Source organism: Rhodosalinus sp. K401 (assembly GCF_041365735.1).
Classification (GTDB): domain Bacteria; phylum Pseudomonadota; class Alphaproteobacteria; order Rhodobacterales; family Rhodobacteraceae; genus Rhodosalinus.
Map to the genome: position 1 here is coordinate 235216 of NZ_JBGFSI010000004.1, position 25580 is coordinate 260795.

The 25580-nt window shown below is 70.7% G+C and carries 26 protein-coding genes and 1 riboswitch; of the genes, 14 read left to right on the plus strand and 12 right to left on the minus strand.

All coding sequences use genetic code 11. The features are described 5' to 3' along the window. Positions 1 to 3 precede the first annotated feature (3 nt). The 4 genes from AB6A66_RS07060 to AB6A66_RS07075 all read right to left on the minus strand — a co-directional run bounded on the left by AB6A66_RS07060 (position 4) and on the right by AB6A66_RS07075 (position 4570). Positions 4 to 624, minus strand: a complete 621-nt coding sequence (locus AB6A66_RS07060) for an RNA-binding protein (RefSeq protein ID WP_371055328.1) — start codon at positions 622 to 624, stop codon at positions 4 to 6. A 23-nt stretch (positions 625 to 647) separates the two neighbouring features. Beyond that, positions 648 to 2360 (minus strand): transcription termination factor NusA, encoded by a 1713-nt coding sequence (nusA, locus tag AB6A66_RS07065; RefSeq protein ID WP_371055329.1) that lies wholly within the window; start codon positions 2358 to 2360, stop codon positions 648 to 650. A 6-nt stretch (positions 2361 to 2366) separates the two neighbouring features. Then, positions 2367 to 2939, minus strand: a complete 573-nt coding sequence (gene rimP, locus AB6A66_RS07070; RefSeq protein WP_371055330.1) for a ribosome maturation factor RimP — start codon at positions 2937 to 2939, stop codon at positions 2367 to 2369. Between the two features lie 353 nt (positions 2940 to 3292). Then, positions 3293 to 4570 (minus strand): MFS transporter, encoded by a 1278-nt coding sequence (locus AB6A66_RS07075; protein WP_371055401.1) that lies wholly within the window; start codon positions 4568 to 4570, stop codon positions 3293 to 3295. A 445-nt stretch (positions 4571 to 5015) separates the two neighbouring features. Here AB6A66_RS07075 and AB6A66_RS07080 point away from each other — a divergent pair, with 445 nt between their 5' ends. Together AB6A66_RS07080 and AB6A66_RS07085 are read left to right on the plus strand one after the other, a co-directional pair. Next, entirely contained in the window at positions 5016 to 5654 is a 639-nt protein-coding gene (locus AB6A66_RS07080) for a class I SAM-dependent methyltransferase (RefSeq protein ID WP_371055331.1), read from the plus strand. A gap of 129 nt (positions 5655 to 5783) precedes the next feature. Beyond that, the gene (locus AB6A66_RS07085; RefSeq protein WP_371055332.1) at positions 5784 to 6716 is read left to right on the plus strand and encodes a calcium/sodium antiporter; all 933 of its coding nucleotides are present in this window, start codon (positions 5784 to 5786) and stop codon (positions 6714 to 6716) included. A gap of 7 nt (positions 6717 to 6723) precedes the next feature. Here the strand turns inward: AB6A66_RS07085 and AB6A66_RS07090 are convergent, their stop codons facing one another. Together AB6A66_RS07090 and AB6A66_RS07095 are read right to left on the minus strand one after the other, a co-directional pair. Beyond that, complete coding sequence (locus AB6A66_RS07090) at positions 6724 to 7476, minus strand: class II aldolase and adducin N-terminal domain-containing protein (RefSeq protein WP_371055333.1); 753 nt, start codon at positions 7474 to 7476, stop codon at positions 6724 to 6726. Further along, on the minus strand, positions 7473 to 7916 hold the full coding sequence (locus AB6A66_RS07095) for a VOC family protein (protein WP_371055334.1): 444 nt from the start codon (positions 7914 to 7916) through the stop codon (positions 7473 to 7475). Before AB6A66_RS07095 ends, AB6A66_RS07090 begins: the two co-directional genes overlap by 4 nt. Positions 7917 to 8009: 93 nt before the next feature. Here AB6A66_RS07095 and AB6A66_RS07100 point away from each other — a divergent pair, with 93 nt between their 5' ends. The 3 genes from AB6A66_RS07100 to AB6A66_RS07110 all read left to right on the plus strand — a co-directional run bounded on the left by AB6A66_RS07100 (position 8010) and on the right by AB6A66_RS07110 (position 10980). After that, positions 8010 to 9488, plus strand: coding sequence for an AMP nucleosidase (locus tag AB6A66_RS07100; RefSeq protein WP_371055335.1), 1479 nt, complete (start codon positions 8010 to 8012; stop codon positions 9486 to 9488). A 140-nt stretch (positions 9489 to 9628) separates the two neighbouring features. After that, positions 9629 to 9916 (plus strand): HU family DNA-binding protein, encoded by a 288-nt coding sequence (locus tag AB6A66_RS07105; protein WP_371038042.1) that lies wholly within the window; start codon positions 9629 to 9631, stop codon positions 9914 to 9916. A gap of 173 nt (positions 9917 to 10089) precedes the next feature. Beyond that, the gene (locus AB6A66_RS07110; protein ID WP_371038041.1) at positions 10090 to 10980 is read left to right on the plus strand and encodes a DMT family transporter; all 891 of its coding nucleotides are present in this window, start codon (positions 10090 to 10092) and stop codon (positions 10978 to 10980) included. Here the strand turns inward: AB6A66_RS07110 and AB6A66_RS07115 are convergent. Both AB6A66_RS07115 and aroC read right to left on the minus strand, forming a co-directional pair. Next, positions 10977 to 11921: an AEC family transporter gene (locus AB6A66_RS07115; protein ID WP_371055336.1), complete on the minus strand. Its 945-nt coding sequence runs from the start codon at positions 11919 to 11921 to the stop codon at positions 10977 to 10979. The genes AB6A66_RS07110 and AB6A66_RS07115 overlap by 4 nt on opposite strands. Before the next feature lie 5 nt (positions 11922 to 11926). Continuing rightward, a complete protein-coding gene (aroC, locus tag AB6A66_RS07120) occupies positions 11927 to 13030 on the minus strand; it encodes a chorismate synthase (RefSeq protein ID WP_371055337.1) in 1104 nt (367 codons plus the stop codon). A 94-nt stretch (positions 13031 to 13124) separates the two neighbouring features. After that, a riboswitch (TPP riboswitch) is annotated at positions 13125 to 13233 on the plus strand. A 57-nt stretch (positions 13234 to 13290) separates the two neighbouring features. Here aroC and thiB point away from each other — a divergent pair. The 6 genes from thiB to AB6A66_RS07150 all read left to right on the plus strand — a co-directional run bounded on the left by thiB (position 13291) and on the right by AB6A66_RS07150 (position 20314). Beyond that, entirely contained in the window at positions 13291 to 14271 is a 981-nt protein-coding gene (gene thiB, locus AB6A66_RS07125) for a thiamine ABC transporter substrate binding subunit (RefSeq protein WP_371055338.1), read from the plus strand. Then, positions 14247 to 15788 carry a thiamine/thiamine pyrophosphate ABC transporter permease ThiP gene (locus AB6A66_RS07130; protein ID WP_371055339.1) on the plus strand — a complete coding sequence of 514 codons (1542 nt, stop codon included), beginning with the start codon at positions 14247 to 14249 and terminating at the stop codon, positions 15786 to 15788. The genes thiB and AB6A66_RS07130 overlap by 25 nt, the downstream gene beginning before the upstream one ends. Then, positions 15775 to 16470 carry an ATP-binding cassette domain-containing protein gene (locus AB6A66_RS07135; RefSeq protein ID WP_371055340.1) on the plus strand — a complete coding sequence of 232 codons (696 nt, stop codon included), beginning with the start codon at positions 15775 to 15777 and terminating at the stop codon, positions 16468 to 16470. Before AB6A66_RS07130 ends, AB6A66_RS07135 begins: the two co-directional genes overlap by 14 nt. A gap of 81 nt (positions 16471 to 16551) precedes the next feature. Further along, positions 16552 to 18570, plus strand: a complete 2019-nt coding sequence (locus AB6A66_RS07140) for an FAD-dependent oxidoreductase (RefSeq protein WP_371055341.1) — start codon at positions 16552 to 16554, stop codon at positions 18568 to 18570. Next, entirely contained in the window at positions 18570 to 19268 is a 699-nt protein-coding gene (locus AB6A66_RS07145) for an aspartate/glutamate racemase family protein (protein ID WP_371055342.1), read from the plus strand. The genes AB6A66_RS07140 and AB6A66_RS07145 overlap by 1 nt, the downstream gene beginning before the upstream one ends. A gap of 140 nt (positions 19269 to 19408) precedes the next feature. Next, positions 19409 to 20314: a LysR family transcriptional regulator gene (locus tag AB6A66_RS07150; protein WP_371055343.1), complete on the plus strand. Its 906-nt coding sequence runs from the start codon at positions 19409 to 19411 to the stop codon at positions 20312 to 20314. Positions 20315 to 20429: 115 nt separating this feature from the next. On the opposite strand, the gene AB6A66_RS07155 is transcribed toward AB6A66_RS07150, so the two are convergent. Together AB6A66_RS07155 and rbfA are read right to left on the minus strand one after the other, a co-directional pair. After that, on the minus strand, positions 20430 to 21173 hold the full coding sequence (locus AB6A66_RS07155) for a phosphodiester glycosidase family protein (protein ID WP_371055344.1): 744 nt from the start codon (positions 21171 to 21173) through the stop codon (positions 20430 to 20432). After that, the gene (gene rbfA, locus AB6A66_RS07160) at positions 21170 to 21565 is read right to left on the minus strand and encodes a 30S ribosome-binding factor RbfA (protein ID WP_371038031.1); all 396 of its coding nucleotides are present in this window, start codon (positions 21563 to 21565) and stop codon (positions 21170 to 21172) included. The genes AB6A66_RS07155 and rbfA overlap by 4 nt, the downstream gene beginning before the upstream one ends. An 85-nt stretch (positions 21566 to 21650) precedes the next feature. Here rbfA and dapB point away from each other — a divergent pair, with 85 nt between their 5' ends. Next, the gene (gene dapB, locus AB6A66_RS07165; protein WP_371055345.1) at positions 21651 to 22478 is read left to right on the plus strand and encodes a 4-hydroxy-tetrahydrodipicolinate reductase; all 828 of its coding nucleotides are present in this window, start codon (positions 21651 to 21653) and stop codon (positions 22476 to 22478) included. A 52-nt stretch (positions 22479 to 22530) separates the two neighbouring features. Continuing rightward, a complete protein-coding gene (locus AB6A66_RS07170; protein ID WP_371038029.1) occupies positions 22531 to 22884 on the plus strand; it encodes a dihydrodipicolinate reductase in 354 nt (117 codons plus the stop codon). Between the two features lie 6 nt (positions 22885 to 22890). Here AB6A66_RS07170 and AB6A66_RS07175 read toward each other — a convergent pair whose 3' ends face one another. Further along, positions 22891 to 23886, minus strand: coding sequence for a type I glyceraldehyde-3-phosphate dehydrogenase (locus AB6A66_RS07175; RefSeq protein WP_371055346.1), 996 nt, complete (start codon positions 23884 to 23886; stop codon positions 22891 to 22893). Between the two features lie 86 nt (positions 23887 to 23972). Then, positions 23973 to 24176: a DUF1674 domain-containing protein gene (locus tag AB6A66_RS07180; RefSeq protein WP_371038027.1), complete on the minus strand. Its 204-nt coding sequence runs from the start codon at positions 24174 to 24176 to the stop codon at positions 23973 to 23975. A 66-nt stretch (positions 24177 to 24242) separates the two neighbouring features. On the opposite strand from AB6A66_RS07180, the gene AB6A66_RS07185 reads away from it, so the two are divergent. Then, on the plus strand, positions 24243 to 25544 hold the full coding sequence (locus AB6A66_RS07185; protein WP_371055347.1) for an RsmB/NOP family class I SAM-dependent RNA methyltransferase: 1302 nt from the start codon (positions 24243 to 24245) through the stop codon (positions 25542 to 25544). Positions 25545 to 25580: the final 36 nt, after the last annotated feature.

Here is a 25580-nt window from a genome sequence, read left to right on the forward strand (position 1 = left end):
GTCTTATCCTTTCCGGTGGCCGGTGCCACCGTCGCTGGCGCGCAAGCCTTTAAGTCTTGCGGCCTCCTCTACAACACGCTTCGTCAGACCGCCAGACGCCAGCGCGCCATGTACCACAGTTTCACGTCCGAAGGCCAAACCCAATTCGGACGCCGTCATCCAGCCGAGCCAGCTTCCGTCATGCGGCGTGCTCAGCTTCGTCTTGCCCCGCTCCGAGCCGTCGCTGGCCTGGATCAGGACCTCGGCCTCGCCGTTCGCCAGCCAGGCCTTCACCTTTTCGTAGCCCGTCACGGCCGCCCCGGATTTCCGGGCCAGGCTGACGAGCCCGATCACGCGCTGCGCGAGCTGGCGCTCCACCTCGTCGACGAGCCCTTCCGGCACCGTCACCGGGGCCTTGGCCGCCCGGGCGAAAAGCCCCTTGGACGCCGCGCGCTCCAGCGCCGCGCGATCGGCCGCGACCCAGATCCCCCGACCGGGCAGCTTGCCCAGAATGTCGGGCACCACCACGCCGTCGGGGCTCACCACGAAGCGCACCATGCAGGCGGCCGGCAGCACCTTGCCCGTCGCGATGCACTTGCGCTCGGGCCCGTCGCCCCGCGTCTTCTCACGCCCGCCGCGCGGCATCTCGCGGATCTCCGGCGACCGGCTCAGGGGCGCGCCTCGTCGGTGGCGGCGGCCTCGTCGGAAACGATCTCTTCGCCGTCACCCTCTTCGGACGCGGTGCCGAGCATCTCTTCGGGATCCACCCAGCCCAGCATGACCCGTGCGGTCATGACCATGTTCTGCGCCTCTTCGAGCGATACGTCGAAAGGCTCCAGGACACCGTCGTCCTTGACGCGCTCGCCGTTCACCGTCGTCCAGCCGCCGGCAAGCTCCCAGTCGGCGCAGGTCGCGAAATCGTCGAGCGTCTTCACGCCGTCCTGCGCCAACGCCTCGATCATTTGGGGTGTCAGGCCCTCGAAGTCAATCAGGCTGTCCTCCACACCGAGCGCGCGGGCGCGCTCGAGGGCCTGGCGCGCCTGCTCGTCGAGGTATTCGCGGGCCCTGGTCTGAAGCTCGGTCGCCGTGTCCTCGTCGACGCCATCGATCACCAGAAGCTCGTCGAGCTCGACATAGGCGACCTCCTCGAGGTTGGTGAACCCCTCGGAGACGAGGAGCTGCGCGAAGAACTCGTCGAGGTCCAGCGTCTCCATGAAGAGCTGGGTGCGCTCCTCGAACTCCTTCTGGCGGCGGCGGCTCTCCTCCTCCTCGGTGAGGATGTCGATGTCGAGCCCGGTCAGCTGGCTCGCCAGGCGGACGTTCTGACCGCGCCGGCCGATCGCCAGCGAAAGCTGCTCGTCGGGCACCACCACCTCGATGCGCTGCGCCTCCTCGTCGATCACGACCTTGGAGACCTCGGCGGGCTGAAGCGCGTTGACGAGGAAGGTCGCCTGATCCTCGTTCCACGGGATGATGTCGATCTTCTCGCCCTGAAGCTCGTTGACCACGGCCTGCACGCGCGAGCCGCGCATGCCGACGCAGGCGCCGACGGGGTCGATCGACGAATCGTAGGAGATCACGGCGATCTTGGCACGGCTTCCGGGGTCGCGGGCCACGGCCTTGATCTCGATGATGCCGTCGTAGATCTCCGGCACCTCCATCTTGAAGAGCTCGGCCATGAACTCGGGCGCCGTGCGCGACAGGAAGATCTGCGGGCCCCGCGCCTCGCGGCGCACGTCCTTGATGTAGCAGCGGATGCGGTCGCCGTTGCGGTAGCTTTCCCGGCCGATCTTCTCGTTGCGGCGCAGGATCGCCTCTCCGCGGCCCACGTCCACGATGATGTTGCCGTATTCCTCGCGCTTGACGATCCCGTTGATGATCGTGCCGACGCGGTCCTGGAATTCCTCGTACTGGCGGTCGCGCTCGGCCTCCCGCACCTTCTGGAGAATCACCTGCTTCGCCGACTGCGCGGCGATGCGGCCCATCTCCACCGGCGGGACGGCCTCGTGGAACTCGTCGCCGACCTGCGGCGCGCCGGCCTCGGCGGGGTCGATGCGCTGGCCCTCGCGGATCCAGAACTCGTCGCGCCCGGGCTTCGCCGGGGCGAAATAGGGCTTCGCCTGCTCGGCGGTCATCTCGGCCTGGTAGTTCTCGAGTTCTTCCTCGGCTACCACGGTGCGCACGCGGGTGAAGTCCGCGCGGCCGGTCTTGCGGTCGATCCTCACGCGGATGTCCATCTCGGAGCCGTAGCGCGACTTCGCCGCCCGCGAGAGGCTTTCTTCCATCGCCTCGACCACGAGCAGGGGATCGATCATCTTCTCGCGGGCTACCGCTTCCGCGGTCTGCAAGAGCTCGAGCTGGTTCGCAGAAGTAATCGCCATCTGTCTTCAGTCCTCTTCGGGGTCGGACATGTCCGACCGGATCTCGTCATACGCGTCCGCGTCCACCGGCTGCGCCTTGCGCGCCTTCAGCATGTCGCGGATCAACTCGTCGGTAAGCACCAGCTTGGCGTCGGACAGCCAGTCGAAGCGCAGGCCGACCGTGCCCTCGTCCAGGTTCACCAGTATTTCGTCGCCCTCGACGCCGGCGAGCACGCCCTTGAAGCGGCGGCGCCCGTCGATGAGTTCGGCGGTCTCGAGTTTCGCCTCGTAGCCCTCGTAATCGGCGAAATCCTTCAGCCGCGTGAGCGGCCGGTCGATCCCGGGGCTCGAGACCTCGAGCGTGTAGGCGTCGAGGATCGGATCCTCCACGTCGAGCACCGCGCTCACCGCGTTGGATATCGCCGCGCAGTCGTCCACCTCGATGCCGCCCCCGGGCCTTTCGGCCATGATCTGCAGCGTCTGCGTCTTGCCCGCCATCAGGCGCACGCGCACGAGTTCGTATCCCAGCCCCTCGATCACGGGCTGGACGATCTCGGCGATGCGCCGGTCGATGGGGGATTTGGCGACGAGGGTGGACATGGGCCTCCGGAACAAAAAAACGGGCGCGCGGCCCGTCGATCTTTCCCGGTGGTTCGCCGTGCGATGCCCGACGAGCCGCTGTTGGCACCGCATATACGCGCGGCCGGCAGGGGATGCAAGGGCCGACGCGTCGGCCGGACGCGCGGAACGACCGGGGCGCCGGTCGGCCCCGGCAAGCGCTGCCCGACCGCCCCCTGTCACGTCGCCCGGGTTTCTGGACCGGCCGGCATCGCACCGCGCCCGGCGTTGCGACCGGCGGCCTGCTCATGCCGCCTCGGTCCCGTTCGTGCCGGGGGGCTTTCGCCGCGCCCGGCCTCCGACACGACGTTCCGCCACGGCGGCGCGACCCGCGCTCAGGGCGCGCCGCTTTCCGATTTCGCCTCCTCCTGCTCGGCGAGTTCGTGGGACCATTCCTGCGCCGCTTCCAGCGCCATGGGCGACGATGTCGGCATGACGCCCACATAGGCGCCGGCCTCCCCGGCGGGCAGCGACGGGCGGCGCGTCATGCGCCAGCCCGCATAACCGGAGATCGCGGCGAAGAGCGCGATCAGGAACAGCCAGAACGCCTGCGGCCCCGCCGCCTGCATCGCCCACCCGGCGATCAGCGGCCCCGAGATCGCGCCCAGCCCGTAGACGAAGACGAGCCCGCCGGAGGCGGCCGGCATGTCCTCCACCTCGAGGTAGTCGTTCGTGTAGGCGACGAAGAGCGAATAGAGCGGCGAGGCCATGCCGCCCATCACGAAGGCCGCCGCCATGAGCGGCCAGAGCGCAAGGTCCGAGAGGTAGCCGAGCAGGCAGGAGGCCGCGCCGATCGCCGCGAGCGAAAGGATCAAAAGCCGCCTGTCCATGCGGTCCGAGACCCAGCCGATCGGGTATTGCAGCACGAGGCTGCCCGCGAAGAGCATCGCGACGAAAAGCGCCACCTGATCCACCGTGAGGCCCGCCTGCGACCCGTAGACCGCCCCCATCCCGGCCTGCGCCGCGAAGACGCCGCCGAGCAGGAAGATGCCCACCGTTCCGAGCGGCGAGGCCTCGTAGAGCCGCCGCAGGCTCATCGGCTTGGTGATCTCGGCCGCGGGCACCGGCGTGGCCGACAGGAGGATCGGCCCGAAGGAAAGCGACACGAGGATGGAGGCCGCGATGAAAAGCGTGGCGCCGCCCGCGTCCGCGCGCGTCAGAAGCCCCTGGGCCGCGATCATGCCCAGCGTCTGCGCCAGCATGTAGGCCGAAAGCAGCTTGCCGCGGTTCTCGTTCGTGGCGGCGTTGTTGAGCCAGCTTTCCGCGGTGACGTAGACGCCCGACATGCAGAAGCCGAGCGCGAGGCGAAAAAGCGTCCAGGCCCAGGGCTCCGTCAGCAGCGGAAAGGCGATGAGCCCCGCGGACATGAAGGAGCCGAGCGCGGCGAACACCCGGACATGGCCCACGTTCCGGATCAGGCGCGGCGCGAGCCGCGCGCCTGCGAGAAAGCCCGCGAAATAGCCCGAGGTCACGACCGCGAGCGCGGAGGCCGAGAAGCCCTCCAGCCCGCCGCGCACGCCGATCAGCGTGGACTGCATGCCGTTGCCGATCATGATGAGCGTGATGNCGGCGTTGTTGAGCCAGCTTTCCGCGGTGACGTAGACGCCCGACATGCAGAAGCCGAGCGCGAGGCGAAAAAGCGTCCAGGCCCAGGGCTCCGTCAGCAGCGGAAAGGCGATGAGCCCCGCGGACATGAAGGAGCCGAGCGCGGCGAACACCCGGACATGGCCCACGTTCCGGATCAGGCGCGGCGCGAGCCGCGCGCCTGCGAGAAAGCCCGCGAAATAGCCCGAGGTCACGACCGCGAGCGCGGAGGCCGAGAAGCCCTCCAGCCCGCCGCGCACGCCGATCAGCGTGGACTGCATGCCGTTGCCGATCATGATGAGCGTGATGCCGAGCAGTAGCGCCCAGACGCCGCCCAGAACCTGAAGCATCGCGCTCTCCTTCGACGGGCGGCCCCCGTTCATCCGGGCGGTCCGGCCCCAAGACGCCAACCCGATTCGCTTCAGCCGGTCAACGCGATTGCATTCGCGCGCCCGGCGCGGTTTCATGGCGGCCATGTCGGACAGCAAGCAACCGGGCCTCGGCGACGCCTATGCGCTCTCCGGGGCCGAGGACGCCCGCCGGCTATACGCCGACTGGGCGGACACCTACGACGCCGCCTTCGCCGAGGCGAACGACTACCGCCCGCCAGAGGTGGTGGCGCGGCTCTTCGCGGAGGCCGGCGGAACGGGGCCTGTCCTCGACGCCGGCGCCGGAACCGGGCTCGGCGGGGTCGCCCTCGCCGCGCACGGGATCGGACCCGTGGACGCGGTGGACCTCTCGCCCGAGATGCTCGCGGTGGCAGAGCGCAAGCGCGTCTACCGCGCCCTCGTCGAGGGCGACATCCTCGCCGGGCTTCCCATCGCGGACGGCGCCTATGCCGGGGTCGTCAGCGCCGGGACGTTCACGCTGGGCCATGTCGGGCCCGCGGGCTTCGACGAACTCCTGCGCGTGGCCGCGCCGGGCGCCCTGCTGGTGATCTCGGTCAACGCGCGCGCCTTCGAGAGCGACGGCTTCGCGGCGAAGATGGCGGCGCTCGCGCCCGCGATCGAGGATCTCGCCACGGTGGAGGAGCCGATCTATGGCCCCGGCGCCACGGGCGCCCACGCCGGCGACACGGCGCGCGTGCTGAGCTTTCGCAAGCGCCCGGGTTGATTTTTCGCCCCCGCCGGCACGGCCGTCTTGAACGCGGACCGCGCGACACGATGTGAGGCGCTGCCGGACGCCTTCGGGGGCTGCGCACCGGCGGCGACATCGCCGTGCCGCCCCCCGGGAGACGCGACCATGACATGGCTTCTTCTGGCATCGGGACTTGTCCTGCTTCTGGCGGGAGGCGAGGCGCTGGTGCGCGGCGCCGTGCTCGCCGCCACGCGCCTCGGCGTATCGCCGCTGGTGATCGGGCTCACCCTCGTGGGCTTCGGCACCTCGACGCCCGAGCTGGTGGCGAGCCTTCAGGCCGCAGCGGCGGGCGCGCCGGGGCTCGCGCTCGGCAACGTCGTCGGAAGCAACATCGCCAACGTGCTCCTGATCCTCGGCCTCGCGGCCGTCATCGCGCCGGTCGCCGTGTCGCGGGGCGCCTTCCTGCGCGACGGCGCCGCGGTGGTGGGCGCGAGCCTCGCCCTCGCGGCGCTCGCGCTCCACGGCACGGTCGGGCGCCTCGCCGGCGCGGCGCTTCTGGTGGCGCTCGCGCTTTACACGCTGAACACGCTGCGCTCCGAGCGCACCGGCTGGCAGGAGGTGGCGACGGAAGAAGACACGCCCCAGGGCAGGCTCTGGCGCGGGCTCGGGCTGGCCGCGCTCGGCATCGCGGGCGTCGTCGTCGGCGCGGAGTTCCTCGTGCGCTCGGCCCTCGTGCTCGCCCGCGGCTTCGGCGTTTCCGAGACCGTGATCGGCCTCACGCTGGTGGCGGTCGGCACCTCGCTCCCCGAGCTCGCCACCTCCGTCGTCGCGGCGCTGCGGCGCCAGAGCGCGCTGGCGCTCGGCAATGTCCTCGGGAGCAACCTGTTCAACATCCTCGGCATCGCGGGCGTCACGGCGATGGTGACGCCGCTTCCCGTGCCGCCCGAGATCGCGGGCCGCGACGTGTGGGTCATGCTCGCCGCGGCTCTCGCCCTCGCCGCGGCGGGGGTGACCGGGTGGCGTATCGACCGCCGCGAGGGCGCGGCCTTTCTGGCCGCCTACGCGGGCGTGATGGCGCTCCAGCTCGGCCTCGTCTGAGGCCGGGTCAGGACGCGTAGTCGGCGCCTTCCTCGTCGAGGATCGCCCGAAGCTCCGCGAGATGCAGCTCGCCGCCGCTTTCGTACTGCTCGATCTGGCGGGCGGTCGTCTCGGCGACGTCGTCGGACAGCACCTTGAGCGGCTGGCCGGTCTGCAGCGCGCGGATGTAGGTCTCGGCCGCCCGTTCGAAGTAGTAGAGCCGGTCGAAGGTCTCGGCCACCGTGTCCCCGATCACCATGACCCCGTGGTTGCCCATGATCATCACCTTGCGCTTCGGGTCGTCGAAAAGCCCGGCGCAGCGCTCGCCCTCCGCCTCGAAGGCCAGCCCGCCATAGCCGGTGTCGATCACCGTCCGGTCGTAAAAGGCGGCGGTATTCTGGTCGATGGGCGGCAGGCGCGGATCCTCCAGGCAGGCGAGCACGGTGGCGTGGATCGAGTGGACGTGCATGGCACAGCGCGCATTGGGCACGCGCCGGTGCAGCGCCCCGTGCAGGCCCCAGGCGGTGGGGTCCGGCGCGCCCGGACGCTTCAGCGTCGCGGGATCGTTCGCGTCCACGAGCAGGAGATCCGAGGCGCGTACCCGGGCGAAGTGCTTCTGCGGGTTGATCAGGAACCGCGTGCCGTCCTCGTTGACGGAAAGCGAGAAGTGGTTGGCCACCGCCTCGTGCATGCCGAGCCGCGCGGTCCAGCGCAGCGCCGCCGCGAGGTCGCAGCGCTCGGTCCAGTGATCGAGGTTCGGTCGGGATGCGGGGGCGTTCATGGCGTGTCCTCCTTGGCAGGGTGGATGGGGCGCGACGGGACCCAGGCGTATCCGTCCGGGTCGAGGATGCAGGCCTCGCGCAGCCCGTGCGGCTTGTCGGTGGCGGGCTGGAGCACGACGCCGCCCGCGGCTTCGGCGCGCGCGGCGGCAATGTCGGGGTCGGTGTCGTAAAGACGGATTTCGAGCCCCGCGCCCCGCGCGCCCGCCTCGGGCAGCAGGCCGGGCAGCGGATGGCTGCCGTAGGTCGCGTCGGCATGGAGCTGGAAGAGCTGCGCGCCATAGGCCGCGATGGCGAAATCGGCGCTCTCGCGGTGGGTCGCGATCCCGAACACGTGGCGCAGGAACGCCGCGCTGCGGGCCACGTCGCGCACGAGCAGATTGAGGCCGAGGCCGCGCAGCGACCGGCCGAACACGTCGGGGCTGACCGTCTCGAAATCCATCGCGCGCCTCCCGGGAGCGGAGCTTGATCGCCCCCCGCGGAGGTGTCAACTTGGCCCCTGTTCCCCCGACCGTCCCACCAGTCAGGATCCCTCATGCACAGTTCCCCGCCGCGCGTCGTCAGCCCGGACCAGCCCGCGCCACGGGATTTCCACGACCCCGATGCGGCGGTGGAGCACCTGAAAGCGCTTTACGATGGGGCCTGCGCCTTTCTTCACGAGCGGTTCGAGGTGGCGATGCGCGATGGCGATCCGGGCGTGCGCTACCGCGCCTTCTATCCCGAGATCCGGCTGACCACGACCACTTTCGCCCAGGTCGACAGCCGCCTGAGCTTCGGCCACGTCGCCGAGCCCGGAACCTATGCCGCCACGGTGACGCGGCCCGACCTCTTCGCGAACTACCTGCGGCAGCAGATCGGTCTGATCGTCGAGAACCACGGCGTGCCGGTGATGATCGGCCCCTCGGACACGCCGATCCCGATCCATTTCGCGGTGGCGCAGCAATCCCTTCTGGGCGTCCCCCAGGAAGGCGCGGCGAGCTTCACGCTGCGCGACGTCTTCGACGTTCCGGACCTCTTCACGACGAACGACGACATCGTCAACGGCCTCGCCTGGGCGAGCGGCGCGCAACCCGCGCCCCTCGCGCCGTTCACGGCGCAGCGCGTGGACTATTCGCTCGCGCGGCTGCGCCACTACACCGCGACGGATCCCGCGCATTTCCAGAACCACGTCCTGTTCACCAACTACCAGTTCTACGTCGAGGAGTTCGAAGCGGTGGCGCGGGCGAAGCTCGCCGATCGCGGCAGCGGCTACACCAGCTTCGTCGCCACCGGCGACGTCGAGATCACCAGCCCTGACGCAGAGATCCCGCTCTTGCCGAAACTGCCGCAGATGCCCGCCTATCACCTCAAGCGGCCCGACGGGCAGGGCGTCACGCTCGTCAACATCGGCGTCGGACCGTCCAACGCGAAGACGGCGACGGATCACATCGCGGTGCTGCGGCCGCATGCCTGGATCATGGTGGGCCATTGCGCCGGCCTGCGGACCAACCAGAAGCTGGGCGATTTTGTCCTCGCCCACGCCTACCTGCGCGAGGACCGGGTGCTCGACGACGATCTGCCGGTCTGGGTGCCGATCCCGGCACTCGCCGAGATCCAGATCGCGCTTCAGGAGGCGGTCGCCACCGAGACCGAGATGGCCGGCTACGACCTCAAGCGGATCATGCGCACGGGCACCGTGGCCAGCGTCGACAACCGCAACTGGGAACTGCGCGAGCACACCGGGCCGGTGCAGCGGCTGAGCCAGTCCCGCGCCATCGCGCTCGACATGGAATCCGCCACCATCGCCGCCAACGGCTACCGGTTCCGCGTGCCCTACGGCACGCTTCTGTGCGTCTCGGACAAGCCGCTTCACGGCGAACTCAAGCTGCCGGGCATGGCCTCGGACTTCTACAAGACCCAGGTGGCGCGGCATCTGCGCATCGGGATCCGGGCGATGGAACTCATCGCGGCGATGCCGCTGGAGCGGATCCACAGCCGGAAACTGCGCAGTTTCGACGAAACCGCCTTCCTTTGAGCGGGAAAACGCGCGAAACGTTGCCGTAATACCATGAATCCCGCTTGTATGCGGCCACCATTTGTTGTGTTTGTTGCCCACATGAAGTTATATGATCGAAGCGAGGCCCAAGATTGCGGGCAGTGGAAGGAGACCAGGAAATGGCCAAACCGATGACCAAGACCCAGCTTGTGGCCGCGCTGGCCGAGGAAATGGGCAGCGACAAGAAAACCGCCGGCGCCGCGCTCGACGCGGTATGCGGGCTGATCACCCGCGAGGTGGCGGATGGCGGCGCGGTGACGCTTCCCGGTGTCGGCAAGTTCTACCTGCGCGAACGTCCCGAGCGCATGGTGCGCAACCCCGCCACCGGCGAGCAGTTCAAGAAGCCCGCCGACAAGCAGGTGAAGGTCACCATCGCCAAGGCGCTCAAGGACAGCGCGAACGGCTGACGCCCGCCTCGTCCCGGTGACAGGGGCCGCCCGGGGGGCGGCCCTTTTCTTTGCCGCGCCCCCGTGGCACATGCGAGGGACCGGCCCGCCCCATGGCAGGGCGGGCATGGCGCGGGGTTTGCGAGGCTTCCCTTCGGAAGGGGGGTCGCCCGCGATGGGAGGGGGCCGGCGGCTTGGACATTCGCGCGATCGTTCTGGGGCTGGCCTTCGCGGTGATGTGGTCCTCGGCCTTCAGCGCGGCGCGGATCATCGTGGCCTCGGCGCCGCCGCTTTCGTCGCTTTCGCTGCGGTTCCTGATCTCGGGTCTGATCGGCGTCGCCGTGGCCCGGTATCTCGGGCAGTCCTGGCGGCTGACGCCGGCGCAGTGGCGCGCCACCGTCGTTTTCGGCGTCTGCCAGAACGCGCTCTACCTGGGGCTTTACTGGATCGCCATGCAGACGGTGGAGGCCTCACTTGCCGCGATCATCGCCTCGACCATGCCGCTTCTGGTGGCGCTGTCCGGGCGGGTCTTCCTCGGCGAGCGGATCCGGCCGCTCGGCCTTGCCGGCCTCGTGGCGGGTTTCGTGGGCGTCACGCTCATCATGGGCGCACGCTTCCAGGGCGGGGTCGATCCCTACGGCCTGGCCCTTTGCGTCGTCGGGGTGGGGGCGCTGACCGTGGCGACGCTCTCGGTGCGGGGCGCCTCGTCGGGGGGCAACTTCCTGATGGTCGTCGGGCTTCAGATGCTCGTGGGCTCGGCGGCACTGGCCGTGCCCGCGGCCATGCTGGAGACGATCGAGGTCGACTGGTCGTGGCGGCTGGGGCTGGCCTACGCCTACACGATCCTCGTCCCGGGCCTCGCCGCCACGCTGGTGTGGTTCCTGCTGGTGGATCGCGTGGGCGCGGTGAAGGCGGCCACCTTCCACTTTCTCAACCCGTTTCTCGGCGTGGCGATCGCGGCGCTTCTGCTGGGCGAGGCGTTGGGTCCGCTCGATATCGTGGGCGTCACCGTGATCGCCTTCGGCATCCTGGCGGTGCAACTGTCGCGCCAGCAGCGCGTGCCGGCCGCGGCGCGGCGCGGCTAGCCGAGGATCGCCAGAAGACCCGTCAGCGTGAAGAAGGCGCCCGTCGTGGCGCCGAGGAGCGCGAGCGAGGCGATGCCCTCGTGGCCGTAATCCTGGGCGAAGAGCGCGTAGATCCCGAACATCGGCATGGCCGCCGACAGCACGACGGCGAGGCGGAGATCCGGGTCGGCGACGTGGAACCCGATGAGCGGCAGCGCCACCAGCGCGAGCGCGGTCATCGCCGGATGCAGCAGGAGCTTTCCGGCGACGATTTCCGCGGCGAGCATCCGGTTGCCGCGCACCGGCAGCCCGACGAGCGAGCCGCCGATCACGAAAAGCGCGATCGCCCCGGTGGAGGACGCCAGAAGGTCGAGCAGCCGCGCCACGCCGGAGGGCACCGAGAGCCCGGCCAGAGATACCGCGAGCCCTGCGAGCAGCCCCAGCACCATGGGCCGCCGCACCACGCCCCAGATGAGGGCCTTCAGCCGCGGCCAGATGCTGCCGACATGCGAGGGGCGCGAGCCTTCCAGCAACAACAGCGTGAGGGGAATGAGCACGAAATTCTCGACCACGAGGTTCATCGCGAGGATGCGCCCCGCGTCCTCCGGCAGCAGCAGCAGCATCAGCGGGTAGCCCACATAGCCCGAGTTCGGACAGCTCGACCCCATCACCGCGATGGCCTTGCGCGCCGGGCCTGTGCCGCGCAGCGTGTGCCAGGTCCAGGCGAGCGCGATGGTGGCCAGCCCGCCCGCGAGAAAGACCGCCATGTAGTTGGGGCTCACGCTTTCGGTGAGCTTGCGGCCCGCCACCGCGGAAAAGAGCAGCGCGGGCAGCGCCACGTTCATCACGAAAAGGCCCAGAACGCGCATGTCCTCGGGACGGAAGGCCCCGAAGCGCACCGAGCCGTATCCGAGCCCCACCAGCGCGAAGATGGGAAAGGTGATCGCCAGGATGTCGAGCACGGGGTCTAGCCGATCGGCCCCCGCGCGCCGCCGGTCTGCGCACGGTCGAGAAGCAGGTGATCGAGCAGGACGCAGGCCATCATCGCCTCGCCCACCGGCACCGCGCGGATGCCGACGCAGGGATCGTGGCGGCCCTTGGTGACGATCTCGGTCGCCTCGCCAGAGAGGGTGACGGTGCGCCGCGGCGTCAGGATCGACGAGGTGGGCTTCACCGCGAAGCGCACCACCACGTCCTGCCCGGTGGAGATGCCGCCCAGCACCCCGCCCGCGTGGTTGGAGGAATAGACCGGCTTGCCGTCATTGCCCATGAATATCTCGTCGGCGTTCTGGCTGCCGGTCAGTTCGGCCGCCGCCATGCCCTCGCCGATCTCCACGCCCTTCACGGCGTTGATGCTCATCATCGCGGCGGCGAGATCGGTGTCGAGCTTGCCGTAGACCGGTGCGCCGAGGCCGGGCGGCACGCCCGACGCGACCACCTCGATCACGGCGCCCGCGCTGTCGCCGGACTTGCGCAGAGCGTCGAGATAGGCGGCCCAGTCCTCGGCGGCCTGCGGGTCGGGGCACCAGAAGGGGTTCCCGTCGATCGCCGCCGCGTCGAAGCGCGCGCGGTCGATGGCGTGCGGGCCGATGCGGGTCATGTAGCCGCGGATTTCCAGGCCCGGCGCCAGCGCGGCCAGCGCGGCGCGCGCCACGCCGCCGGCGGCGACCCGCGCCGCCGTCTCCCGCGCGGAGGAGCGCCCGCCGCCACGATAGTCGCGGATGCCGTATTTCTGCCAGTAGGCGATGTCGGCATGGCCGGGGCGGAAGGTCTTGGCGATCTCGGAATAGTCCTTGGAGCGCTGGTCGGCGTTGCGGATCAGAAGCTGGATCGGGGTGCCGGTGCTCTGCCCCTCGAAGACGCCCGACAGGATCTCCACCGCGTCGGGCTCCCGCCGCTGGGTCACGTACCGGCTTTGTCCCGGCTTGCGCCGGTCGAGCCAGAGCTGGAGCGCGGCCTCGTCGAGCGCGACGCCGGGCGGGCAGCCGTCCACCACGGCACCGAGGGCGGGGCCGTGGCTTTCGCCCCAGGTGGTCACGCGAAAGACGTGGCCGAAGCTGTTCAGGCTCATGCGAGATGGTCCTCCTGACTGGGCGGTCTAGCCCGCGCACCCCCTCCTCTCAAGCGGTTTCGCCTTGAAGGGCCAAGGGCGGCGGTCTACCGTCACGCTCACCTCGGGGTGGCCCGCACGCGCGCGGGCCTGAGATGCCGGACGGCGAACCCGTTGAACCTGAACCGGTTAGGACCGGCGGAGGGAAGGGACAGGACCCACGGGGCAGATCGCCCGCCTCCCCTGACTTGCTCCGCCCGTCGCAAGAAAGGAGCAAGACGATGCGCGCTTCGATGATTGCCACGGGTCTCGTCGCCGCCGCCACGGGCGCGGCGGGCCAGACCCCCGAACTGACAGTCTATACCTACGACAGCTTCGTCTCCGACTGGGGCCCCGGCCCGCAGATCGAGGCGGCCTTCGAGGAGGTTTGCGGCTGCGACCTGCGCTTCGTGGGCGCCGGCGACGGCGCCGCGCTCCTGTCCCGGCTGCGGCTCGAGGGCGAGAGGACGCAGGCCGACGTGGTGCTGGGACTCGACACGAACCTGACCCATGCCGCCCGCGAGACGGGACTTTTCGCCGAGCACGGGATCGCGGCGGAATTCGACCTGCCGGTGGCCTGGGACGATCCGCATTTCCTGCCCTTCGACTGGGGCTATTTCGCCTTCGTCCACGAGGCAGGCCTCGACGCGCCGACCTCTTTCCGCGCGCTGGCGGAAAGCGATCTCGACATCCTGATCCAGGATCCGCGCTCCTCCACGCCCGGCCTCGGGCTTCTGATGTGGGTGAAGGCGGCCTATGGCGACGAGGCGGGCGCGATCTGGGAAGGGCTCTCCGACAACGTGGTCACCGTCACGCCCGGCTGGTCGGAGGCCTACGGGCTCTTCCTCGACGGCGAGGCGGACATGGTCCTCTCCTACACCACCTCCCCGGCCTATCACCTGATCGCCGAGGACGATCCCTCCAAGGCCGCCGCGCCCTTCGAGGAGGGGCACTACATGCAGGTCGAGGTGGCGGGCATGCTCGCCGGCACCGAGCAGCCCGACCTCGCCCGGCAGTTCCTCGAGTTCATGACCGGTCCCGGCTTCCAGTCCGTGATCCCGACCACGAACTGGATGTACCCGGCGGTCATCCCGCCCGAGGGTCTGCCCGAGGGCTTCGAGACGCTGATCGCGCCCGAGACGGCCCTTCTGCTGCCGCCGGCGGAGGCCGCGGCGCTTCGCGGCCCGGCGCTCGAGGAATGGCGCGCGGCGCTGGCGCGCTAGGCGCGCCGCCCTGGGCGGCGGCGGGCGCGGCGCTTTTCGTCGCCGCGCTCGTCCTCGCCCCCGTGATCGCGGTGATCTGGACCGCTGGCGCGGCGGGGCGGCTCGGCCCGGGCGACTGGGCCGCGGTGCGTTTCTCGCTCACCCAGGCCGCGCTCTCGGCGCTTCTGTCGGCCGCGCTCGCCGTGCCCGTGGCGCGGGCGCTGGCGCGCCGCCGGTTCCCGGGGCGCGGCGCGCTCGTCACGCTGCTGGGCGCGCCCTTCATCCTGCCGGTGGTGGTGGCCGTCTTCGGGCTTCTCGCCGTGTTCGGGCGCAACGGCATCGCCAGCAACCTGCTGGACCTCGCGGGGCAGGAGCCGCTGTCGATCTACGGCCTGCACGGCGTGGTGCTCGCCCATGTCTTCTTCAACCTGCCGCTGGCCACGCGGCTTCTGCTTCAGGGCTGGCTCGCCATCCCGGGCGAGCGGTTCCGCCTCGCCGCCGCGCTCGCCCTGCCGCCGGGGACTGTGTTCCGCCTGCTCGAGCTTCCCATGCTGGTGCGCGTGCTGCCCGGCGCGGCGGTGGTGATCTTCGTCATCTGCCTGTCCAGCTTCGCCGTGGCGCTGATCCTCGGGGGCGGGCCGGCGGCCACCACCGTGGAACTCGCCATCTACCAGGCGTTCCGCTTCGAGTTCGATCTCGGCAAGGCGGCGGCCCTCGCGCTCGTCCAGCTGGCGCTCGCGGGCGGCGCGGCGATGCTTGCCGCGCGCCTCGCCCTGCCGCCGGCCATGGGCGCCGGGCTGGACCGGGTGGTGCCGCGCTGGGACGCCGACCGCCCGGGTCTGCGGGTGCAGGACGCGCTGTGGATCGGGGCGGCCGCCGGTTTCCTGCTGGTGCCGCTCGCCATGATCGTGATCGACGGGGTGCCGGGGCTGGCGCGGCTGCCGGGCAGCGTGTGGACGGCGGCGGGGCGCTCTGTCGCCGTCGCGCTCGTCTCCACCGCGCTCGCCATCGCGCTCGCCCTCGCGCTGGCGAGCCGGCGGGGCGAGTTGCTGGCGGTGCTCGCCATCGCCGTCTCGCCGCTCGTGCTCGGGACCGGCCTTTTCCTGATCCTCCGACCCGTGGCCGCGCCGGGTGACGTGGCGCTTCCGGTGACCGCCCTCGTCAACGCGCTGATGGCGCTGCCCTTCGCGCTCCGCGCGATCCGCCCCGAGCTCGAGGCGGTGCGGGCCGATTACGGCCGCCTCTGCCTGTCGCTCGGCCTGACCGGGCGGCGGTTCTGGACGCGGGTCGCGCTGCCTCGGCTGCGCCGCCCGCTCGGTTTCGCGGCGGGGCTCGCCGCGGCGCTCTCCATGGGGGATCTCGGCGTGATCGCGCTCTTCGCCGACCCGGAGCGCGCGACGCTGCCCTTGCAGATGTATCGGCTCATGGGGGCCTACCGCACGTCGGACGCGGCCGGCGCCGCGCTTCTTTTGCTGCTGCTCAGCCTCGCGCTCTTCTGGGCCTTCGACCGCGGGGGGCGTATCGATGCTCGCGCTTGAGCGGCTCGTCGTCACGCAGGACACGTTCCGGCTGGAGGCGGATCTTACCGTCCCGGGGGGCCGCATCGTGGGCGTGATCGGCCCTTCCGGCGCGGGCAAGTCCACCCTGCTCAACGTGATCGCGGGGTTCTTCCCGCCGAGCGCCGGGCGCGTGCTCTGGGACGGGCGCGACATCACCGGCCTGCCCCCGGCCCGGCGGCCCGTCGCCATGCTCTTCCAGGAGGCGAATCTCTTTCCCCATCTCACGGCCGCCCAGAACGTGGCGCTTGCCCTCACGCCGCGGGCGCGGCTCTCGCGAGCCGAGGCCGCGGCGGTGGAACGGGCGCTCGACAGGGTGGGCCTTTCCGGGCTCGGCGAACGGCGCCCGGCGCAGCTTTCGGGCGGCCAGCAGGGGCGCGTGGCGCTGGCCCGGGCGCTCTTGCAATCGAAGCCGCTTCTGCTGCTGGACGAGCCCTTTTCCGCGCTCGGCCCCGCCCTGCGCGGCGGAATGCTCGACCTGGTCCGCGAGATCGCGGAGGAGACCGGCGCCACCGTCCTTCTGGTCAGCCACGACCCCGCGGACGCCCGCCGCATCGCGGACGACATCCTGCTGGTGGCGGAAGGCCGGGCCGCCGCGCCGGTGCCCACGGCAGAGATCCTCGCCGCGCCGCCGCCCGCGCTGCGGGCCTATCTCGGGGACTGAGGGGGCGGCGTGACGCCGCGTTCTCGGGTGACATCCCCCGCGCCCGAAGGCAGGTTGATCCGGTGTGAGGAGGACCCGCCGATGACCGCCTATCCGAGACTTCTGGAACCGCTGGACCTGGGCTTCACGCAGCTTCCCAACCGGGTGCTCATGGGCTCCATGCACACCAACCTCGAGGAGCTCGGCGACTGGAACCGTATCGCGGAGTTCTACGCCGAGCGCGCCCGCGGGGGCGTGGGCCTCATGGTGACGGGCGGCATCGCCCCCAACCCCGAGGGCGCGGTCTTTCCCGGCGCCTCGGCGCTGGCCAGCGACGAGGACGTGGCCCACCACCGGATCGTGACCGAGGGCGTCCATGAGGCGGGCGGGCGGATCGCGATGCAGATCCTGCATGCCGGCCGCTACGCCTACGGCAAGGACTGCGTGGCGCCGAGCGCGATCAAGTCGCCCATCTCTCCCTTCGTCCCGCGCGAGCTCGACGAGGCGGGCATCGAGAAGCAGATCGCCGACTTCGCCGCCACCGCCGCGCGGTCGCGGGAGGCGGGCTACGACGGCGTCGAGATCATGGGAAGCGAGGGCTATTTCATCAACCAGTTCCTCGTGACCCACACCAACAAGCGCACCGACCGCTGGGGCGGGCCCTACGAGAACCGGATGCGCCTGCCGGTCGAGATCCTGCGGCGCGTGCGCGCGGCCGTGGGGCGCGACTTCATCGTGATCTACCGCCTCTCGATGATCGACCTCGTGCCCGAGGGCTCCACCCACGAGGAGGTGGTCGAACTCGCCCGCGCGGTGGAGGAGGCCGGCGCCGACATCATCAACACCGGCATCGGCTGGCACGAGGCTCGCGTGCCCACCATCGCCACCTCGGTGCCGCGCGCGGGCTTCGCCTGGGTGACGAAGAAGCTCATGGGCAAGGTCGGCGTGCCGCTGGTGACGTCGAACCGGATCAACACGCCGGAGGTGGCCGAGAAGGTGCTGGCCGAGGGCTGCGCCGATTTGGTGAGCATGGCCCGGCCGTTCCTCGCGGACGGGCAGTTCGTGAAGAAGGCCGCCGAGGGCCGCGCCGACGAGATCGCGCCCTGCATCGCCTGCAACCAGGCCTGCCTCGACCACACCTTCAGCCTCAAGGTCTCCTCCTGCCTCGTGAACCCGCGCGCTTGCCACGAGACCGAGCTGGTGATCGCGCCCGCCGCAGCCCCGAAGCGCGTCGCGGTCGTGGGCGCCGGGCCCGCGGGGCTCTCCGCGGCGATCACCGCGGCGGAGCGGGGCCACGATGTCACGCTGTTCGAGCGGGACGCGGTGATCGGCGGGCAGCTCAACCTGGCGCGAGTCATCCCCGGCAAGGAAGAGTTCCACGGCCTCGTGGAGTGGTATGCGCGGATGCTCGACGTGCACGGCGTCGCGCTTCGGCTGGGCCGGGCGGCGACGGCGGCCGATCTCGCCGCATTCGACGAGGTGATCGTGGCCACCGGGGTCAATCCCCGCGATCCGGGCATCCCGGGACAGGACGGGCCCAACGTGCTGGGCTACGCCGAGGTGCTGCGCGGCGCCGAGGTCGGGCCGCGCGTGGCTGTCGTGGGCGCGGGCGGCATCGGCTTCGACGTCGCCGAGTTCCTCGTCCACGCGGGTGAAAGCCCCACCGAGAACCTTGCCCTCTGGCGCGAGGAATGGGGCGTCGGAGACCCGGAGGACCGCCGCGGCGGCCTGGCCGAGCCGCATCCGCACCCCGCGGCGCGGAAGGTCACGCTGCTGCAGCGCAAGCCGGAAAAGCCGGGCCGCCGCCTCGGCAAGACGACGGGCTGGATTCACCGCGCGAGCCTCAGGATGAAGGGCGTCGAGATGCTCTCGGGCGTCAACTACGAGGGCATCGACGCGGGCGGCCTGCATGTCTCCTTCGGGGAGGCGCGCGAGCAGCCCACCCGCATCGAGGCCGACACCATCGTTCTTTGCGCCGGGCAGGAGAGCGAGCGCGCCCTTGCCGAGGCGCTCGAGGCATCGGGCGTTCGCGCGCATGTGATCGGCGGCGCGGACGTGGCCGCGGAACTCGACGCTAAGCGCGCCATCGACCAGGGCACGCGGCTCGCGGCGGCGCTCTGATGCGGCCCATAGGTCTCATCGGCGGGATGAGCTGGGAAAGCACGGCGGTCTATTACCGCCTCCTGAACGAGCGCGCGCGCGAGCGGTTCGGTGGCCTGCACTCGGCGGAGATCCTCCTCTGGTCCGTGGATTTCGCCCGGATCGAGCGGATGCAGGCCGACGGCGACTGGGCGCGGGCGGGAGAGGAGCTCGCCGCGATCGTGCGGCGCCTGGAGGCGGCCGGGGCGGGCTGCATCGCGATCTGCACCAACACCATGCACAAGGTCGCGGGCGAGGTAGCCGGCGCGGTGCGCGTGCCGCTCGTCCATATCGCCGACGCCACGGCCGCGGCGGTGCGCCATGCGGGCTGCAAGCGGCCGCTCCTTCTGGCCACGCGCTACACGATGGAGCAGGATTTCTACCGCGGCCGCCTCGCCGAGCTCGGGGTGGACACCGCGATCCCGCCCGAGCCCGCGCGCTCGGAGGTGCACAGCGTGATCTACGAGGAGCTTTGCCGCGGCCAAGTGCGCCCCGAATCCCGTGCGCGCTACGTGGCCGCCATCAAAGACGCCGCCCGGGCGGGCGCGGACGGGGTCATCCTGGGCTGCACCGAGATCGGTCTGCTGATCGGCCCGGGCGACACGGACCTTCCCCTTTTCGACACGACCGCGCTTCATGCCGATGCGATCCTCGAGGCGGCAATTACACCTCTGAGTTGAATGTCGCAGGTTTGATCGTTTCCTACCGTTGAACTGGCACACTCAAACCGCCGTATTGTCGGCCCAGAGTCCAAAAACCGCCGGATTTTCCACCGATACCCGACCCTGCTGCCAAATATAGTGTTGAAAGGGTAAATCGTATGGATCGGCTCACGGAAATGGAGGCGTTCGCCACCGTCGTGGACCAGGGGGGGTTCACGGACGCGGCGAAGAAGCTGGGGATTTCTAAATCCGCCGTCTCCAAGCATGTTTCGTCGCTGGAAGCGCGTCTGGGGGCGCGTCTTCTCAACCGCACGACGCGCCGGGTCAGCCCGACTGAGATCGGGCTTGTCTACTATGACCGCGCGCGGCGCGTGCTCAACGACGCCGGCGAGGCCGACGCGCTGGTGACCTCGATGCAGTCGGCCCCGTCGGGGCTGCTGCGGGTCTCGGTGGCCACCGATTTCGGTGTGAACCATCTCTCTCCCGTGCTCGGGGACTTCCTTCAGGAATTTCCCGACATCACGGTCAACATGGTTCTGAGCAACCGCTACGTGGAGCTGATTTCCGAAGGCTTCGACATGGCGGTGCGGATCGGCGAACTGGAAGACTCGAGCCTGCGGGCGCGCAAGCTCACAGAAACGACCAAGCGCATGATCGGCTCGCCGTCCTACTTCCAGAAATTCGGACGCCCGCAGCGGATCGACGACCTGAACGAGCACAAGCTCCTGCACTATTCGAGCCAGTCCTCGGGCAGTGTCTGGCGCGTGACCGCACCCTCGGGCGAAAAGCGCCAGGTGCGCACCGCGGGCTGGCTTTCGGTGAATGACGGGCAGTCGCTTCTGAACGCCTGCATCGCCGGGCTCGGGATCGCCTACCTGCCGTCCTACCTTTACGCCGACGCGATGGCGCAGGGGCTGGTCGAGGACGCGATCCCCGATCTGCCGGCGGAATCCCACGGCATCTACGCTGTCTACCCGCCGGGCCGCTTCACCCAGCCCAAGGTGCGCGCCTTCATCGATTTCCTCGTCCACCAGTTCGCGGAGAAGGGTCCGACGACGTGGTAAGCGCGCCGCCGCGCCCGCAGCCGGGCGCGCGGCGGGGCTGCCGCATCGGCTCGCGCGCGAGGCGATCCGGAGCAGCGGCCGCGGGTTCGAAACGAGGGCGGCGGGCCGCGCCCGCTCAATCGGCGGCCGGCTCCACGACGGCCACGATCGGACCCATCCACCTTCCGATATCGGAGCGACCAAGCCCGGGGGCGTGCAGGCGCGAGACGTTGCCGTCGAGGTAAAGCGCCTGGGGCAGGCCCAGGCGGTCGCGGAAAAGCCGCCCGAACTCGTGAAAGGTGACGGGGCGCCCCGAGATGGCGAAGACGACGCGGTCTCCCGCCTCGGTCGCGCCGACGCCGTTGCGCACGAAGCGCGACGTGCTGTCGGCGAGAAACCTGGGGTGCAGCGCGCCGTCGATCACCAGCATGGGGCCCGATTGCGTGGCGTGGCGACACTCCGGCCCGGTCTCGGCGAAGCGCCGGGTCTCGATCACCCGCGCGCGTGCGGCCTCTATGCACAGAACGCCGTTCGGCAGAAGCCCGAAATTGCCCGGTCCGGCCGATGTGACGAGAGACATCGTCTGCTCGCCGTCCTCGACGTAAAGGCCGACGGGCGCGCGGTCCTGGTGATACATGCCCGCGTTCATGGCGAAGGCGAGATGCCGTCCGCGCGCGCCCAGCGCACGCTCCAGCGTCGAGAAATGCCCGTAGGGCACGCCATCCGCGCCGGCGTGAAAGAGCCTCAGCTCTTCCCGCGCCGGATCCACCTCGCAGACCGTGTAGGTGATGCCGTCATGCGTCAGATCCCGGCATTCCGCGCCGTGTGCCCCGCCGGCGAGAGCCAGCGTGAAGGCGAGCGCGGCAAGGCCGCGGATCACTCTTCCAGATCCCGCCGCACCGAGGGCTGCTCGAAAAGGCGCCGCGTCTCGTCCATCCTGTCGAATGTCTCGTCGATCACGAAGCGCAGCTCCGGCGCGTATTTCAGCGTGAGCTCGCGCGACACGGCGCGCCGCAATTCGCCACGGTTGCGGTCCAGAAGCGCGATGGCGTCCTCCTGTCCGCGCCCGCCAAGCGGCATGACGTAGACGGTCGCCACCTTCAGGTCGGGCGAAGCCCGCACTTCCGCGACGGTCAGCGACAGCCGGTTGAGCTCCGGGTCGTGGATATCGCCACGGTTCAGAACGTCGGAAAGGGTGCGCCGGATCAGTTCTCCGACGCGAAGCTGGCGCTGGCTGGGGCCCTGTTCGGCATGATTGCGGGATCGCGACATGGCCGACAGATATGCCCTCCCGCGGGCTTTGCCAAGCGGTGCCGGAGGCGCTAAGGAGGCCGCGCCTTGTCGGGAGGAATACGGGATGGCCGATCTGCCGGGGATCGTGGTGACAGGCGCCTCGGGGCGCATGGGACGGATGCTGGTTCAAACGGTGCGCGACTCGGAGCGCGCGCGCCTGTCCCGCGCGGTGGAACGGCCGGGACACCCCTGGATCGGGTGCGACCTGGGCGAGGCGATGGGCGGTGCGCCCCTCGGCGTCACGGTGAGCGACGATCCGCTGGAGGCCTTCGCGTCCGCGCGCGCGGTTCTCGATTTCACCAGCCCCGACGCCACTGTCGCCTTCGCCGAGATCGCCGCGCAGGCGCGCCTCGTTCACGTGGTCGGGACCACCGGATTCGACGACGCGCATCTCGCGAAACTGCGCGCCGCGGCGCGCCACGCGACGATGGTGCGTGCCGGCAACATGAGCCTTGGCGTCAATCTTCTGACGCTGCTGGCCCGCAAGGTCGCGGAGGCGCTCGACGACGATTACGACATCGAGATCGTCGAGGCGCACCACCGCCACAAGGCCGACGCGCCCTCGGGCACCGCGCTGATGCTGGGCGCGGCGGCGGCAGAGGGCCGCGGGGTCGCCTTGTCGGAGGTGGCGGACCGTGCCCGCGACGGGATGACCGGTGCGCGCAGGCGCGGGGCCATCGGGTTTCACGCCGTGCGCGGCGGGGACATCGTGGGCGAGCACGAGGTGATCTTCGCCGGCGAAGGCGAGCGCGTCTCGCTGCGCCACGTGGCCAGCGACCGGTCCGTGTTCGCGCGGGGCGCGCTTCGCGCGGCGCTCTGGGGTCTGGACAAGGGGCCGGGCGAATACGACATGATCGACGTGCTGGGCCTCGCGGAGGAACGCAAAGACTGATCCGGCCCGGCTGTAACACCGTAGTCCCCTTCAAACGAAGAGGATGCCGACCATGCGTATACTTGTTGCAGCCACGCTCGCGCTCGTCCTCGGGACGCTTCCGGTCCGGGCGGATTTCGCGCAGATCACCGACCGGTCCCAGTTCATGGACCTCGTCGTGGGCAAGGAACTCACTCGCCCGCTCGTCCGCCTCCAGGTCGAGCCCGACGGCGCCATCCGCGGCACCGGCGCGCTGCGCGAGGTCAGGGGCGCCTGGAAATGGCAGAGCGGGTTGTTCTGCCGCGACCTCTACTGGGGCGAACGGGATCTGGGTTACAATTGCCAGACCGTCGAGATGAGCGGAAACACCGTACGCTTCACCGCCGATCAGGGGCAGGGCGACCACGCGGATTTCCGCGTTCGCTGAGGGTCGTCACCCCTCGGCCGCCATCCGGCGTGCCATGTCCAGCATCCGGCAAGAGAAGCCCCACTCGTTGTCGTACCACCCGAAGAGCCGGGTCAGATCGCCGGCGACGGACGTGCCCGGCCCGCTCATGATGATGGACTCGCACCGTCCGCGCAGGTCGGTGGAGACGAGTGGCGCCTCGATCCAGCCGAAGACATCTGAGCCTTCGGCCGCATCCCGCAGCGCCGCGTTGACGTCCTCCGGCGGGGCCGGACGTCTCAGTCTTACCGTCAGGTCGATGGACGAGACGCTCGCCGTGGGCACACGCAGCGCCCGCGCCTCCACCCGGCCCCGGAGGGACGGCAGCACCTCGCCGATGAGCGCGCCCGCGCTTGTCGTGGTGGGGACCATCGACAGCGCGGCGGCGCGCGAGCGTTCCGGCGTACCGCGGGGCTTGTCCACGGTGGGCTGGCTGCCCGTGTAGCAATGCACCGTGGTCATCTGCCCGCTCTCCACGCCCCAGCTGGCGTCCAGCAGACGTAGCAGCGGGGCGAGCGCGTTCGTCGTGCAGGACGCGTTCGAGACGACGGGCTGCCCGGCCAGCCGCTCGTCGTTGGCACCCAGCACGAGCGTGACGTCCGCCGCGGGCGACGGACCCGAGATCAGCACCCGCCGCGCCCCGGCATCGAGGCCCGCCTCGGCCACGGGCCGGGATGTGGCAAGCCCGGTGCATTCCAGCACCACGTCGACGCCGGACAGGTCGAGCGCGCGCAGATCCTCCGCCTGGTGCAGCGGGACGCTGTGGCGGCCGGCCTGCAAGGCGCCGTTGCGGGCCGTCACCGGCTCGGGCCATGGCCCGAAGACACTGTCATACCCGAAAAGATAGGCCATGAGATCGGGCTCGGCGATGTCGTTCACCAGGACAAGCTCGATGTCGTGCGCCTCCGACAGGATCAGGCGCATGAGCGTGCGCCCGATGCGCCCGAAGCCGTTGATCGCTACCCGAACGGGTCTGCCTGTCATTTCCGTCATCCTCGCCGCGTCGTCGAAACGCTCGCTATCAGAGCGGCGCGCGCGCGCCCAGCCCTGCACGCGCCGGGCTGGACGTTTCAGAAGTCGATCGCCAGCCCCTTGCGCTCCCAGTCGCCGTAGCGCACGGGCTCGGGGCCGTCGCGGCCCCCGAGCTCGGGCGGAAGCTCCAGGGATTTCGCCTTGCGGCGGCGCTCCTCGGCCTCGGCCAGGGCGCGCTGCGCGGCGGGCGGAAGGTCGCGCCGCGCGTGGTCTGCGGTTGTTTCGGGCGTGTCGTCGGCCATCTTCTTCCCTCGCGGTCTCGCCGCTGATATAGACCGCGCCTTCGCCACCGCCAAGCCGAGGCCCCCATGACAGCCACCGCGCCCGATCCCGTCGCGCCCGATCCGGGGCACGGACGCGCCGCCCGGCGCGGCGCGCTCGCGCTGCTCGACGCCGTGACCGGCGAGGCGCAGACGCTGTCCGAGGCCGATGGCCGCATCGCGCAGCTTGCGCCGCCCGATCGCGCGCGTGCGCTTCGTCTCGCCCGCGACACGCTGCGCGGGCTTGCCCGGGCCGACGCGCTGCTTGCGCCGCATCTGCGCCGCGCGCCGCCCCGGATCGTGCGCAACGCGCTTCGGCTCGGCACGACGGAACTTGCCAAGGGGGCGGCCGCGCATGGCGCGGTGAACGACTGGGTGACGATCGTGGGCACGCTGGGCCGCAAGGCCGCGCCCGCACGCGGGATGGTGAACGCCGTGCTGCGCAAGATGGCGACCGAGGCGCCGGGCCGCTGGGACGCGCTGCCCGTGCCCGAGCTGCCGGCATGGCTTCGCGATCCGCTTCTGGACGCATGGGGCGCCGACGCGGTGGCGGCGATGGAGGCCGCGCATCTCGCCGGCGCGCCGCTCGACCTGACGGCGCGGGGCGATCCGCGCGATCTGGCCGCGCGGCTCGCCGCGGAGCTGCTGCCCACCGGCTCGGTGCGGGTGTCGGGCAACACCCGGGTATCGGCCCTGCCCGGCTACGCGGAAGGCGACTGGTGGGTTCAGGACGCGGCGGCCGCGCTGCCGGTCCGCCTTCTCGCGCCCCGGCCCGGCGAGCGGGTGCTGGACCTCTGCGCCGCGCCGGGGGGCAAGGCGCTTCAGCTTGCCGCGGCCGGGGCCGAGGTGACCGCGGTCGACATGTCGCCAGAGCGCCTCGCGCGGGTGTCCAGCAACCTCGCGCGCACCGGTCTGTCGGCCACGCTCTGCGCCGAAGACGCGCGCGCCCACGCCGGCGGACCCTACGACGCGGTGCTTCTGGACGCGCCCTGTTCGGCCACGGGCACGATCCGCCGCCATCCCGACCTGCCCCATGTGCGGGACGGCTCAGGCATCGACGCGCTCGTCGCGCTTCAGGCCGAGATGCTGGATCACGCCCTGACCCGGCTCGCCCCCGGGGGGCGCCTCGTCTTCTGCACCTGTTCGCTTCTGCCCGAAGAGGGCGAGGGGCAGGTCACCGCGGCCCTCGCCCGTCATCCCGGGCTGGTCGCGGACCGGGCGGCGCTGGATCGCCCGGGCCTCGACCCGGCCTGGCGAAGCGCCGAGGGCGGTCTGCGTCTGCGCCCCGACTACTGGGCGGCGTCGGGCGGCATGGACGGGTTCTACATGGCAGTGCTGCGCCGCGCCTGACAGGCACGCGCCTTGCGCGTCGCCGAAGGTGACTTG